The following is a 13,541-nucleotide window of genomic DNA, read 5'->3' as shown; positions in this document are numbered from 1 at the left end:
GGGCCGACCGTGCGGTTTTCCGTCGGGACTCTCCCTCCGAGACCCGTAGACTTTTTGCAGTCATTTGCGTGACATACTCACGCATGAACTCCGAGCTCCGCCGCGAGATTCGCTCGTACGTCGACGAGAACCGCGATCGGATGCTGTCGTTGCTCGCGGACCTGATCGAGGAACCGTCGGTCTCCGGCCACGAGAAAGCGGCCCAGTCGGTCGTCGTCGAGAAGCTGGAGTCGATGGGACTCGACGTCGACGTCTGGGAGCCCGACGTCGAGGCCCTCCGGGACCACCCCGGATACTTCGACACCAACACCTACGAGGAACACGGCTACGACGACCGGCCGAACGTCGCGGCCACCGTCGAGGGGACCGGAACCGGCCGGTCGATCGCGCTCGCGGGTCACATCGACGTGGTCTCGGTCACCGAAGACAAGTGGACCCACGACCCGTGGACCGCGACCCGCGAGGACGGCAGGGTGTACGGTCGCGGGGCCTGCGACATGAAGGGCGGCCTCGCGGCCAACGTCTTTGCCATCGAAGCGTTGCGGGACCTCGGCGTCGAACTGGCCGGCGACGTGGTGATCGAGTCGACCATCGACGAGGAGGCGGGCGGGACCGGCGGCGCGCTCTCGGCGCTCGAACGCGGGTATCGCCCCGACGCCGCCATCATCACCGAGCCGTACGGCGTCCCGAACGTCGGCGTCGCGAGCGCCGGCGCGATGTACTTCCAGATCACGGTGCCCGGAACGGCGGCCCACGCCGCACACGGGTTCGCCGGCGTCAACGCCATCAACAAAGCGGTCGACATCGTTCAGGCGCTCGCGGACCTCGACCGAGAGCGCAAGTCCCGGATCTCGTTCGAGCCGGCGGTAAACCAGTATCCGGACGCCGAGGGCGAGGTGACCAACCTCAACGTCGGCATCTTCGAGTCCGGCGACTGGCCCTCGACGGTTCCCGACGAGGCGACCGTCGAGTGTCGCATCGGGTGGCCGCCCGGCGAGACCCGCGAGGAGGTCCGCGAACAGGTCCGCGAGGCCGTCGGGTCGGTCGTCGAGGCCGACGAGTGGCTCGCCGACAACCCCCCGGAGTTGGAGTGGTTCGGGTGGAACGCGAACCCCCACTACCTCGACACGGACCACGAGTTCGCCCAGTTGACCAAACGCAACGCCGAGGCGGTCTGTGGCGCCGACGGCGAGTGGACCGGCGGGCTCGCCGGGCTCGACGAGCGGTTCTACGTCAACTACTACGACATCCCGTGTCCGAGCGTCGGGCCGACCGGCGGCCGCGTCCACGGCGCCGACGAGTACGTCGACGTCGACTCGCTCGTCGAAGTCGCCCAGACCGTCGCGCTCACCGCCGTCGACTGGTGCGAGACGGCCTGAGGACCGCCGTCGCCCGACCCGCGGTCCGAGCCGCGCTCAGCGGTTCTGTAGGTCCCACCCGACGAACTCGACCTCGGTCTCGACCGCGAGCGCGTCGAGCGCCCGCCCGAGGCCAAGATAGGTGCCCGCGAGCAGGTCGATGCCGACGACCGTCTCGTCGTCGTAGCGGGCGGCGAGCCGGTCGTGGTCGTCGTCGTCGACGGTCCCGTCGACGAACGCGCCGACGTACGCGACGAGCGTGCGGGCGTCTTCGTCCAACCGTTCGCGGTCCCCGCCCGAGACCGCCCGGATCTCCTCGACGGTCAGCCCTTCGTCGAGCGCGACCCGGACGTGCTGGTGCCACTCGTATGCCGAGTCGGCGTGGAACGCGACCGACAGGATCACGAACTCCCGCTCGCGGGCCGACAGTCCGCTCTCGTCCCACACCGCCGACCCGTAGGTCTGAAACGCCGCCAGGAGGTCGGCGTTGTTCCCCATCGCCCGATAGACGTTCAGCGTCTCGCCGCCCAGCGAGTGGGCGTCGCTCGATTCGGCCTCGTCCGAGAGCGTGTCCAGTAGCGACTGTCTGTCCGGGGGCAGGTCTTCCGGATCGACGTACGGGACGCGAGCCATGGGCTGACCTCCCGCCGCGCGAGAATAAATCGTGCGGGTCGAGGGCCCGGACCGACACCGCGACGGGCGGTCGGTCGCCTCACTCGACCGTCACGCTCTTGGCCAGATTCCGGGGCTTGTCGATCGATCGGCCGAGCTTGTTCGCGACGTGGTAGGCCACCAGCTGTAACTGGACGTTCGCCAGCACGGGCGCGACGCACGGTTCCGTCTCTGGGAGCTCTAACACCGCGTCTGCGTAGCGGTCGACCGTCGAGGCGCCGTCGGTCACCGCGACCACGGGGGCGTCGCGGGCCTCGACCTCCTTGACGTTCCCGACGGTCTTGGTCGCCTCCTCGTCGGTGCCGGTGACGATCGCGAACACGGGCGTCCGGCCGGTCACGAGCGCGAGCGGCCCGTGTTTCAGCTCGCCCGCCGGGAACCCCTCGGCGTGTTTGTAGGTGATCTCTTTCATCTTGAGCGCGCCCTCGAGCGCGACGGGGTGCTGGTGGCCCCGTCCGATGAAGAAGTAGCCGTCGCTGTCGACGAACCGCTCGGCGACCGCCTCCGCGCGCGAGGCGTCGAGCACCTCCTGGATCTGTCCGGGCAGGTCCCGGAGCGCCTGTACGATCTCTCGGGAGTCGCCGCGGTCGGCAAGCGTCGCCGACAGCAGGTTGCACGCGACCACCTGCGAGGAGAAGGTCTTGGTCGCCGCCACCCCGATCTCGGGGCCGGCCCGGATCAACAGCGTCCGGTCGCAGTCGCGGGCGGCGGTCGAGCCGACGACGTTCGTCATCGCGAGCGTCTCGACGCCTCGGGCCTGCGCACGCCGGAGCGCCGCCAGCGTGTCGGCGGTCTCGCCGCTCTGGGTCACGCCGACCACGAGCGTCCCCTCGGTGACCGGCGCGGGCGCGGTCGCGTACTCGCTTGCGAGAAACGCCTGTGCGGGCACGCCGGCCGCCTGGAGGCGCTGGGCGCCGTAGAGGGCGGCGTGGTAGCTCGTCCCGCAGGCGACGAACTGGACCGACTCGGCGGTCAGCCCCTCGAGCGCCTCGACGTCGACCGTCCCGGTCAGCTCGTCGACCCGGCCCCGCAGACACTTCCGGAGCGCCCGGGGCTGTTCGTGGATCTCCTTGAGCATGTAGTGGTCGTAGCCGCTCTTTGCGGTCTCCTCGGCGTCCCACTCGACCTGCGAGATCGACTTCTCGAGCAGTCGGCCCTCGGCGTCGGTCACGGTCCACGAGCCGGATTCGAGCCGCGCGAACTCGCCGTCGTCGAGGTACACCACGCGGTCGGTGTACTCGAGGAAGGCGGGGACGTCGCTCGCGAGGTACGCCGCGTCGTCGCCGACTCCGACCACCAGCGGCGATCCCTCGCGGGTCGCCAAAATCGCCTCGGAGCCGGCGAACACGGCCGCGAGCGCGTAGCTCCCCTCGATGCGGGCGACCGCCGACCGGAACGCCTCGTCGCGGCTCATCCCGTCGGCGAGCGCGTCCTCGATGAAGTGGGGGACGACCTCGGTGTCGGTGTCGCTCTCGAGCTCGTGGCCCGCCGCCGTCAGCTCGGCCTTGAGCTCGTCGTAGTTCTCGATGATCCCGTTGTGAACCACGGCCACGTCGCCGGTGCAGTCTGTGTGTGGGTGGGCGTTTTCGTCGGTCGGCGGCCCGTGGGTCGACCACCGCGTGTGGCCGATACCGACCGGGCCGTCCATCGCGGGGTCGACCGCCGCCCGGAGGCGGTCGATCTCGCCCTCGCGCTTGCAGACCTCGACCGTCCCGTTGGCGAGCGCGACGCCCGCCGAGTCGTAGCCGCGGTACTCGAGGGTGTCGAGCCCGTGGAGGAGGACGTCGAGGGTCTCGGTCTCCCGGCCCGTACACCCGATGATGCCGCACATGCTACCGGAACACCTCCGCGCCCTCCGTGACGTTTTCGGAAATCGAGACGCCGGTGTGGAGGGTGGCGTTCGGCCCGACCAGCGTGCCGGGCGCGAAGCTCACGTCGCCGGCCGCCCGGACGCGGTCGGCCACCAGCGTGCCGAGGCGCTGGCCTTCGTAGACGGAGTCCTCGACGCGCACGTCGCCCGGCCCGCCCGGCACCGTCGTGCCGGCGCCCAGCGAGACGGCCTGTCCGGTCACGCAGTCCAGCAGGGTGGCGTTCGGCCCGACGCGCGTGTCGGTGTCGAGCACCGACCGCGAGACGACCGCGTTCGCGCCGACGGTCGCGTTCCGACCGACCGCCGCGAACGGACCGACGACCGCGCCCGGTCGGACCTCCGAGTCGGGCCCGACGACGACCGGCCCCTGAAGGGTCGCGTCCTCGTGGACGTTCGCGGTGTCGGCGACCCAGACCGCCTCCCCGCGCTCGGGCTCGGTCACCCGACCCCCCAAGAGGAGTTCCCGAGACACGTCGAGCAGGTCCCACGGGTAGGTCGCGTCGACCCAGAGCCCCTCGGTGGTGACCCCGCCGACCGCCACGTCCTCGTCGATCAGCCGCGACAGCGTGTCGGTCAGCGCGAGCTCGCCTCGCACGCGGGGGGTCTCGTCGACGGCGTCGAAGATGGAGGCGTCGAAGGCGTAGACGCCGGCGTTGAGCAGGCGGTACTCGTCGGTCTCGGGCTTCTCGACCAGTTCGATCACGCGGTCGCCCTCGGTGCGGACCGCGCCGTAGTGAGAGACGTCGGACTGCTCGGTGACCGCCAGCATCGCGCCCCCGTCGTCGTCCTCGAAGGCGTCGAGCACGTCCTCGACCATCCGCTGTTCGATCACCTGATCGCCGTTGACCACCAGGAAGCCGTCCTCGCTCGCGACGGCCTCGCGAGCCTCGAGGAGGGCGTGGCCGCTCCCGAGTTGCTTGTTCTGGGCCACGTAGTTGACCGGGACGTTCCGGTAGGTCGGGCCGAAGTAGTCCTGGACGCGGTCGCGCTTGTAGCCGACGACGACGTGGAGGCGTTCGATCCCGGCCCCGATGAGCGCGTCGAAGACGTGTTCGAGGATGGGGCGGTCTGCGGCCGGGAGCATCGGCTTCGGGCGGTTGCGGGTGAGAGGCCGGAGTCGGGTGCCCTCGCCCGCGGCCAACACGACGGCGGCGCGAACTGTCATAGGTAGTGCAACAAGCAGAAGGCGTATCAAGGTTCGGCTTTCGCGGATCGACGGTTCGCCGACGGCCCGAGCCGCGGTCGGAGCGACCCGATTACAGCTCCTCGTAGGGCTGGACGACGACGAAGCCGTCCGGCCCGTCGAAGTTCAACTGGAAGCGCTCGCCCGACTCCTGACCGACCATATCGGAGAGGCTCTTGTTGATCTCCACGTCGGGCGAGGTCCCGCTCCAAGCGACGGTCGCGCTCGGGTCGGTCGATACCGGCGGGTCGAGAACCAGCGGGTCGCCGTGGGTCGTGATCGCGACGTGGCCCGGCCCCTGGAGGTAGACGTTCGTGAGCCCGCCCGCGAACGACCCCGCAAGGCTGTCGATGGTGTCGATCTCGTAGGAGAGCCCCGACTCGAACGCGAGGACGTCCTCGCCGTTGACAGTGATGGCGTCGTCGGCGCCGAGTTCGAGCACCTGCACTTTCTTCTGGTGGTCCGCGAGGTAGACGTGGCCCTCGCCTTCGACGGCCATCACCGGCGTGCCCTCGCCGGAGGCGGCCTCCTTGAGGAACCCCTTGATGCCGCCCTCGGCCGAGGCTTGGCCGGTGAACGAGAGGTCGCCCGTGTAGGCGACCATCGAACCGGCTTTCGCCATCACGGAGCCGTCGACGGCCACGTCGAGGGTGTAGCTGTTTTCGAGTTGGAACGTCTCGTCGGAGTCGGTCGGGACGTGTTCGGATCTGAATTTATCTATGTCCATCGTTACACCGAGCCGAATCAGGGCGGCTCGTCCGGTGTGACGGATCGAGCCGACAAAACCTTTGTGTCGGGCGGAGTCGACGAGATCTGGGTGTATCGGCTGGGACGCCGCGATCAGACCGCCAGCGCCGCGCCCCCGAGCATCGCCAGCGCGCCCAGCCCCACACAGATCCCCCAGAACGGGACCCGTTCGACCACCCGCATCAGCGCGTCGATGGTGAGGTAGCCGACGACCGCCGCGGTCGCGAGCGCGACGGCGCCGGCGGCGGGCGCGACCCCGGGGACGCCGCCGTCGGCGAGCGTGAGCACGCCCGCGCCGAGCGCCGCCGGTATCGACAGCAGAAACGAGAGCCGGAACGACGACGGGCCGTCGTGGCCCCGGAACAGCAGGGCGGAGGTGGTCGTCCCCGACCGCGAGACGCCCGGGAGAATAGCGAGCCCCTGGAGCGAGCCGACGAGCACGGCGTCGAGGAGGTCGGGGTCGTCGCGGGTGCCGAACCCGGTGCCGTCCGACGGCGGCCGGCGCGAGTCGCGCTCGCCGTCGCCGGCCACGCGGAGGAGGACGCCAGTCGCCACGAGCAAGACGCCGACGACCGCGACGAACGCCCCGCCGGTCAGCGCCGAGACGGCGGTTTCAAGCGTGGCGTACGCCGCGATCCCCACGACTCCCGACGCGAGGGTCGCGACCGCGAGGAACGTGAGGGTGGCGTGTCCGTCGGCGAACGCCTCGCGCGGTCGCCACGACGAGAGCCCGGCGAGGACGCTCCGAAGTTCGTCGCGGTAGTAGACGGCCGCCGATATCGCGGTGCCGGCGTGGAGGAAAAGCGAGAACTGGACCGCGGCCGCGGGCGTCGATCCGAGCGCGGTGAGAAAGACGGTGATGTTGCCCTCGCTGGAGATGGGGAGCCACTCGAAGATCCCCTGGAGAACGCCGGCGACGACCGCGACGAGCGTTGCTCGATCCATACTGGTGGTGGGTCAGCGCCCCGGCATATGTCCACCGATACCGTCCGCCCGCGTCGCCTCACGCCGTCGGCGTTCGGCGGGCTTTCGAGTCGGATTCTCGCGGCCGACCCCGATCGGTCGCCGGACCGCCGCGCCACCGGTTCGGTTGGTTTAAATCGTCTCCCGAGCCACACCCTGACATGAAGGTCATCGTACACGGCGGTGCGGGCGACACCCCCGACGAACCCGAGCCCAGACAGCAGGTCCTGAACGACGCGGCCGCGACCGGCGCCGAGGCGTCGTCGGTCGTCGACGCGGTCGAAAGCGCGGTCCGAGTCCTCGAATCGTCGCCGCGGTTCAACGCGGGCGTCGGCGGCGCCGTCCAGAGCGACGGCGAAGTCCGGACCGACGCGGGCGTGATGACCGACGACCGCCGGGCGGGCGCGGCCTGCTCGATGCCGGGCGTCGAACACGCCGTCTCGGCGGCCCGCGTCGTGCTGGAAGAGACCCCCCACGTCCTCGTCTCGGGCGACCGCGCGGTCGATCTCGCGGCCGACTTCGGCGTCGAGACCGGCGTCGACCTGTGGACCGAGTCGTCCCGCGAGCGCTGGGAGGGCTACGACACGCCCGAGGGCTCCCCGAGCGAGCACCTCGAGTGGCTCCGCGAGAAGTTCGGCGGCGCCGACACGGTGGGCGCGGTCGCCACCGACGGCGAGGCGTTCGCCGCCGCCACCTCCACGGGCGGGCGGTGGCTCGCGCTGGCGGGGCGAGTCGGCGACGTCCCCCAGATCGGTAGCGGCTTCTTCGCGGCCCCGGCGGGCGCGGCCAGCGCCACGGGGGCGGGCGAAGACATCGCGAAGGCGACGCTCACCCGACGCGCGGTCCGTCACCTCGAATCCGGGCTCGGCGCCCAGCGCGCCGCGGACCGCGCCATCGAGGAGTTCGCAGAGCTCACCGGCGCGTCGGCGGGCGTCATCGTTCTCGACGCCGACGGCGAGGCCGGGAGCGCGTTCAACAGCGACGGGATGCAGACCGCGGTACACAGCGGCGACTGACCGCGTCGCTACGCGAGTCGGACTGCGTAGAAAGAAAAGCCCGCGAGTCCAGTGGCGGCTCAGGCCTCTGCGGTCGTGGTCTCTTCGTCGGCCGCGTCAGCTTCTCCCTCAGTTGTTTCCTCGTCAGCCGCCGCGTCGGCGTCTTCCTCGGTAGTCTCTTCTTCGTCGGCCGCGTCAGCTTCTTCCTCAGTCGTTTCCTCGTCGGCCGCGGCGTCGGCGTCTTCTTCGGTCGTTTCTTCTTCGGCCGCGTCAGCTTCCTCTTCGGTCGTCTCCTCCTCAGCCCCGCCGGCTTCTTCTTCGGCCGTCTCCTCCGCTTCAGCGCCGTCCTCGGTGGTCTCCTCGGCCGCTTCGGTCGTGGTCTCCTCGTCGACGTTCATCTGCTCGTCTGCCTGCTCGGATTCGTTGATCATCAGCGTGCCCGTCTGGTTGGTGCCGCGGGTGTACACCCCGTGGGTGTACTCGCCGCCGGGGAACGAGATCTCCGAGACGTTGAACGTCACGGTGGTCGCGTTGCCGGCCGGGATCTGGGTCAACTGGGACTTGATGACGTTGCCCGCGATGCGGTAGGACACCTGCTCGACGGCCTGGCTCTGGCCGCTGTTGACGACGGTGGCCTCGACGGTGTAGTCGTCACCGGTCTGGACCTCCGAGGGCGCCGAGAGATCCTGAATCGTCAGGATGGTGATGTCGCCGTCGCCGGCCGTCGACCGGTCGCTGGTGGCGCTACCGACGGTCGCGTCCTCGACGCTCACGCTCTGGACCGAGACGCTCTCGATCATCGTCTCGCCGGATGCGGTCGTTTCCTGCTCGGCGTCCTCCCCGCCGGCCGCGTCTTCGGCCGTCTCTTCTGGCGCGTCAGCTTCTTCGGTGGTCGCTTCGTCAGCACCGAGACCGTCATCGGCTTCGGTGGTCGCTTCGTCCTCAGCCGCCGCGTCGGCGTCTTCCTCGGTCGTCTCCTCGTCGGCCGCCCCATCTGCCTCGGTCGTAGTCTCTTCCTGGAGTGCGGCCTCTTCGGTCGTCTCCTCGTCCGCGCCGACCGCGTCTTCGGCGGTCTCTTCGGCTTCCTCGCCGGCCGCTTCAGCCGTCTCCTCAGCGGTTTCGGCCGCGTCTTCGGCCGTCTCTTCTGGCGCGTCTTCGTCGGTCGTTTCTTCGTCAGCACCGAGTCCGTCGTCGGCCTCTTCAGTCGTCTCTTCGTCGGCCGCCGCGTCGGCGTCTTCCTCGGTCGTTTCGGCGTCTTCTGTCGTCTCCTCCTCGCCGGCCGTGTCAGCCCCCACGTCGCCGGTGTCGAGGTTCTGGACGACGAGATTCGAGATGCTCATCGACTGCACGTCCACAGTCTGGATGGTCGCACTATCGAGGTCGACGGAGTCCATTTGCTGGTCGGACTCGGCGGTCTCGGTAGCGTTTGCCTCTTCGGTCGTCTCCTCGTCAGCCGTGTCAGCATCCTCGGTCGTCTCTTCTGGCGCGTCTTCGTCGGTCGTTTCTTCGTCGGCCGCCGCGTCTGCTTCAGTCGTTTCTTCGTCGGCCGCCGCGTCTTCGTCGGTCGTGGTCTCTTCCTGAAGCGCGGCCTCCTCTGTCGTCTCCTCGTCCGCGCCGACCGCGCCTTCGGTCGTCTCTTCCGGCGCGTCGGCCTCTTCGGTCGTTTCTTCGTCGGCACCGAGGCCGTCGTCGGCCTCAGTCGTCTCTTCGTCTGCGCCCGCTTCGGTCGTTTCCTCGTCAGCCGCGGCATCGGCGTCTTCCTCGGTGGTCTCTTCGTCAGCCGCGGCATCGGCTTCTTCCTCGGTGGTCCCTTCGTCAGCCTCGGCGTCCGTGTCCTCGGCCGTCTCCGCGCCGGCCCCGCTGGAGAGACGGAGGCTGTCGACGGTCAGCTCCGAGACGTTCATCTGCTCGATAGTGAGTTCCGAGACGGTGACCGCCTCGACGGAGGCGTTCCCGCTCAACTGCTGGGAGAGGCTCTCGGAGCCGGTCTCGAGGCTCTCGACCGTCACGTTCTCGAAGGAGAGGTCCCCGAGCCGGACGTTTTCGAGGGTCGCGTCTTCGAGGGTCTCGTCGCGACTCTCTACCTCGACCGTGTCGACGTTCAACTGTTCGATCGTCGCGTTCTCGACCGTGACGTTCTCCAGTTGGAGGCTATCTACGGTCGCGTTTTGGAGGGTAACTCCGTTCGGACTCGCGGCGTCAGTCGTCGACGACCCCCCGGCGGTCGCCAGCGGGACGCCGGCGACCATCAGGAGCATCGCCATCACTACTGCGCCAGTTTCTCGTTGCATAGGCGTGCCATCATATCGCCGGACCCGCCAATAAACAGGGCCTACCGTTTCGCACCGTTTGGCGGGTTGACGGGCTATTACCCGGGTTACAGGAGGATTAAGCGGCCGGTACGAGGCCCCTAATAAGTTAGTGACATGTGAACGCCCGCAAATATCGCCAGCGGTGTCGCCACAGATCCCGCCCTGCGAGCCGCGTTTTCGGACACACGCGCCGAGACGCAAACCATTTTGCTCGGTCGGGCGAACGACCAGCCATGAGTCACGTAGATCTCGAGGCCGAGAAGTACGAGAAGCACCGCGAGGCGGGCGAGATCCTCGCGCAGGTGCGGGCCGAAACCGCCGAACGGGTCGAAGTCGGCGCGACCCAACTCGACGTCGCCCAGTACGCAGAAGACCGCATCCGCGAACTCGGCGGCGAGCCCGCCTTCCCGGTCAACATCAGCGTCGACGAGGAGGCGGCCCACGCAACCCCGGCGGCGGGCGACGACACCGAGTTCGGCGAGGAGATGGTGAACCTCGACATCGGGGTCCACGTCGACGGCTGGATCGCCGACACCGCGATCACGGTGGACCTCTCGGGCACCCCCGAGCTCGTCGAAGCCAGCGAGGAGGCCCTAGAGGCGGCGGTCGAGATGGTCGAGCCCGGCGTCGAGACCGGCGACATCGGCGCCGAGATCGAGTCGGTCATCGACGGCTACGGCTACAACCCCGTGGTGAACCTCACCGGCCACGGCCTCGACCACTACGAGCAACACACCGCGCCCAACATCCCGAACCGTGCGGTCTCGCAGGGGGTCGAGCTCGAAGTCGGCGACGTGGTCGCGATCGAGCCGTTCGCAACCGACGGCACCGGGAAGGTGACGGAGGGCAACGACGAGGAGATCTTCGCGCTCGAACGCGAGGGGTCGGTCCGTGACCGTCAGGCCCGCCAGGCGCTCGAACAGATCACCGAGGAGTTCCGGACGCTCCCGTTCGCCACCCGGTGGCTCGACGTCTCGCGGGCGGAGATGGCGTTGCGCCGGCTCAAGATGAACGACATCGTCCACGGCTACCCGGTGCTAAAAGAGGAGGACGGCGCGCTGGTCAGCCAGAAAGAACACACCATCATCGTGACCGAGGACGGCTGTGAGATCACGACGAAGTAGGCGGCGTGAAAACTGCGCCGCACCGAACCACGACGCACGACACCCCCCGAGATAAGCTCTCAGGCGTTGTTCATCCGCTGGCTCGCCGACGCGCCACAGACCTGACACTCAGTGACACGGTACGGTTCGCGGGAGAATTCCGCGTTCTCGCGCTTTTGACTCTCGGTCCGAATCTGGACGGACACCTCGTGTGGCGTCTCGCGGCCGCATTCATCGCACGTTTCCGAGATCGCCTCGAACCCCTGGTTTTGTGTAGCCATCGTGACTTTCCTCTCGGTCTCCTCTTGCGCTGATACGAGCATAAAAACCCCCTTCTGTTGGGTGGCGTTCGAATCGTTCATCGGCGCCACGTACCGCGATTATGACTCATTATTGGCCGAGAAGCGGTGAAACCGTTTATAGAACGGTTAGAGAGAGTAATGAAACAAAAAACCGGTGCAACGGCCGAACAATTTATATAGTAGAATCGGTTCCCTCGGCGTTTCGCACCCCGCTCGCGCCAACGCGGGAGTCAGTCCGTCTCGACGGGCGCCGACGTGCTTGGGGTCGGCGCGACTCGACGCCGACGCCCGCGGTGGGGCCTCGCGGTCGCCGGCCAGAGACCGTGGTGTTGTTCCAGTCGGAACTGCGGGTTCGCGTATGTGTCCGGTCGGCGGTGTTCGGACTGTGGGCGGGTAGGCGAGCCGAGAGGCATCGCCTATTCAGTGCTGGGGCGTCATTCCTCCGTATGAGCATGCGATCCGGCGTCTACGTCGACTACAAAGCGACCCTACGCCTTCTGGGACGTGTTCTGAAGTACTTGGCGGTGACGCCGCTGTTTCCGTTGGTCGCGGCCCTCTACTACCGCGAGAGCCCGGTACCGTTTCTGGTGACTATCGCCGCGATGGTCGTGCTCGGTGCCGGGCTCGAACGCCTCGGCTCGGACCGTGAACTCGGGAGTCGTGAGGGGTTCCTGTTCGTCGCGCTCACCTGGCTGGCGGTGCCGATCGTGGGAACGATCCCGTATCTGGTGGCGGGCGACGGGACGATCGCTCACCCGGTCAACGCCCTCTTCGAGAGCATGAGCGGTTTCACCACCACGGGGTCGACCGTGCTCGGCGACATCTCGTTCGAGACCCACTCGCGGTCGGTACTGCTGTGGCGACAGCTCACCCAGTGGCTCGGCGGGATGGGAATCATCGTCCTCATGGTCGCTATCCTCCCGGAGCTGTCGGTCGGTGGCGCACAGGTGATAAAAGAGGAGGCTCCGGGCCTCTCGCTCGAGAAGCTCACACCCCGGATTCAGGACACCGCCCGGGCGCTCTGGAAGATCTACGCCGGGTTCACCGTGCTCGCAATCGGGGTCTACTACGCGCTCGGCTACGTGGGCGCCGCGCCGAACATGGACTTCTACCACGCCGTCGCCCACGCGCTGACGACACTCCCCACCGGCGGATTCTCGCCCGAAGCCCGGAGCGCGGAGGCGTTCAGCGCCGCGATCCAGTGGGCCATGATCGCCTTTATGATCGTCGCCGGGACGAACTTCGCGCTGTTCTGGCACGCTCTGAACGGCGAGCCCCGCCGGCTCACCGACAACGCCGAGTTTCGATCGTACCTGTTCGCGATGGGCGTCGTCGGGGCGCTCCTCTGGGGGTTGTTGTTCAGCGGACTCGGCCTCGAATCGGTACCGGAGAACGTCGGCGCGATCCCGGGCGCCTTCGAGAACGCGCTCCGCCAGAGCCTCTTTCAGACCGCGGCGGTGGTGACGACCACCGGCTACGCGAGCATGGACTTCAATACGTGGGACGCCTCGGCGCAGGTCGTCCTCCTGCTCGCGATGTTTCTCGGGGGATCGGCCGGGTCGGCGGCGGGCTCGATCAAGATCGTCCGGTGGTACCTGATCCGCAAGTCGATCGGCCGGGAGCTGTTCACGACGGTCCACCCCGAAGCGGTCCGCCCGATCAGGCTCTCCGAGACGGTGATCGACGAGGGGGCGCTCCGGGGCGTGTTCGTGTTCGTCCTCGCGTTCTTCTCGATCTTCGCTGTTTCGACCGTCCTCATCTTCCTCGACGCGCTCCGGACTGGCGTCGACCTCACGGGGCTCGAAGCCATCAGCGTCACCATCGCGACCCTCGGCAACATCGGTCCCGGCGTCGGCATCGTCGGACCGATGAACAGCTTCCTGCCGTTCTCGATTCCCGCGAAGCTCTACATGGTGTTTCTGATGTGGATCGGTCGGCTGGAGATACTGTCGGTGCTGATCGTGTTCACGCCGTCGTACTGGCGGCGGTAGACGGGCTGGCTGTCCAAGTAGCACGCGATTACTCGGATATCGGGC

11 protein-coding genes are annotated in these 13,541 nt (G+C 68.2%); 4 read left to right on the top strand and 7 right to left on the bottom strand.

Annotated elements, in window-relative coordinates; all coding sequences use genetic code 11:
- Positions 1 to 83: 83 nt before the first annotated feature.
- The gene (locus EPY72_RS10385) at positions 84 to 1,379 is read left to right on the top strand and encodes an ArgE/DapE family deacylase (RefSeq protein ID WP_135806356.1); all 1,296 of its coding nucleotides are present in this window, start codon (positions 84 to 86) and stop codon (positions 1,377 to 1,379) included.
- Positions 1,380 to 1,415: 36 nt separating this feature from the next.
- On the opposite strand, the gene EPY72_RS10380 is transcribed toward EPY72_RS10385, so the two are convergent.
- The 5 genes from EPY72_RS10380 to EPY72_RS10360 form a co-directional block, all read right to left on the bottom strand.
- Positions 1,416 to 1,991: a carboxymuconolactone decarboxylase family protein gene (locus tag EPY72_RS10380; RefSeq protein WP_135806355.1), complete on the bottom strand. Its 576-nt coding sequence runs from the start codon at positions 1,989 to 1,991 to the stop codon at positions 1,416 to 1,418.
- 79 nt (positions 1,992 to 2,070) lie between these two features.
- Positions 2,071 to 3,861 carry a glutamine--fructose-6-phosphate transaminase (isomerizing) gene (glmS, locus tag EPY72_RS10375; RefSeq protein ID WP_135806354.1) on the bottom strand — a complete coding sequence of 597 codons (1,791 nt, stop codon included), beginning with the start codon at positions 3,859 to 3,861 and terminating at the stop codon, positions 2,071 to 2,073.
- Position 3,862: 1 nt separating this feature from the next.
- On the bottom strand, positions 3,863 to 5,065 hold the full coding sequence (locus tag EPY72_RS10370) for a sugar phosphate nucleotidyltransferase (RefSeq protein WP_135806353.1): 1,203 nt from the start codon (positions 5,063 to 5,065) through the stop codon (positions 3,863 to 3,865).
- Positions 5,066 to 5,156: 91 nt separating this feature from the next.
- Complete coding sequence (locus EPY72_RS10365) at positions 5,157 to 5,810, bottom strand: AIM24 family protein (RefSeq protein WP_135806352.1); 654 nt, start codon at positions 5,808 to 5,810, stop codon at positions 5,157 to 5,159.
- Positions 5,811 to 5,923: 113 nt separating this feature from the next.
- Positions 5,924 to 6,775 (bottom strand): undecaprenyl-diphosphate phosphatase, encoded by an 852-nt coding sequence (locus EPY72_RS10360; protein ID WP_135806351.1) that lies wholly within the window; start codon positions 6,773 to 6,775, stop codon positions 5,924 to 5,926.
- A 179-nt stretch (positions 6,776 to 6,954) separates the two neighbouring features.
- On the opposite strand from EPY72_RS10360, the gene EPY72_RS10355 reads away from it, so the two are divergent.
- Entirely contained in the window at positions 6,955 to 7,809 is an 855-nt protein-coding gene (locus EPY72_RS10355; RefSeq protein WP_135806350.1) for an isoaspartyl peptidase/L-asparaginase, read from the top strand.
- 59 nt (positions 7,810 to 7,868) lie between these two features.
- Here EPY72_RS10355 and EPY72_RS19410 read toward each other — a convergent pair whose 3' ends face one another.
- Positions 7,869 to 10,079, bottom strand: coding sequence for a midas domain-containing protein (locus EPY72_RS19410; RefSeq protein WP_168216022.1), 2,211 nt, complete (start codon positions 10,077 to 10,079; stop codon positions 7,869 to 7,871).
- A 254-nt stretch (positions 10,080 to 10,333) separates the two neighbouring features.
- Here EPY72_RS19410 and map point away from each other — a divergent pair, with 254 nt between their 5' ends.
- Positions 10,334 to 11,224, top strand: coding sequence for a type II methionyl aminopeptidase (gene map / locus EPY72_RS10345; RefSeq protein ID WP_134670206.1), 891 nt, complete (start codon positions 10,334 to 10,336; stop codon positions 11,222 to 11,224).
- Positions 11,225 to 11,283: 59 nt separating this feature from the next.
- Here the strand turns inward: map and EPY72_RS10340 are convergent, their stop codons facing one another.
- Positions 11,284 to 11,484 carry a DUF7835 family putative zinc beta-ribbon protein gene (locus EPY72_RS10340; RefSeq protein WP_134670319.1) on the bottom strand — a complete coding sequence of 67 codons (201 nt, stop codon included), beginning with the start codon at positions 11,482 to 11,484 and terminating at the stop codon, positions 11,284 to 11,286.
- A 467-nt stretch (positions 11,485 to 11,951) separates the two neighbouring features.
- Here EPY72_RS10340 and EPY72_RS10335 point away from each other — a divergent pair, with 467 nt between their 5' ends.
- Complete coding sequence (locus EPY72_RS10335) at positions 11,952 to 13,496, top strand: TrkH family potassium uptake protein (RefSeq protein WP_209019575.1); 1,545 nt, start codon at positions 11,952 to 11,954, stop codon at positions 13,494 to 13,496.
- Positions 13,497 to 13,541 lie beyond the last annotated feature (45 nt).

Source organism: Halorussus marinus (assembly GCF_004765795.1).
Taxonomy (GTDB): Archaea; Halobacteriota; Halobacteria; order Halobacteriales; family Haladaptataceae; genus Halorussus; species Halorussus marinus.
This window is presented reverse-complemented; position numbering and strand designations above follow the sequence as displayed.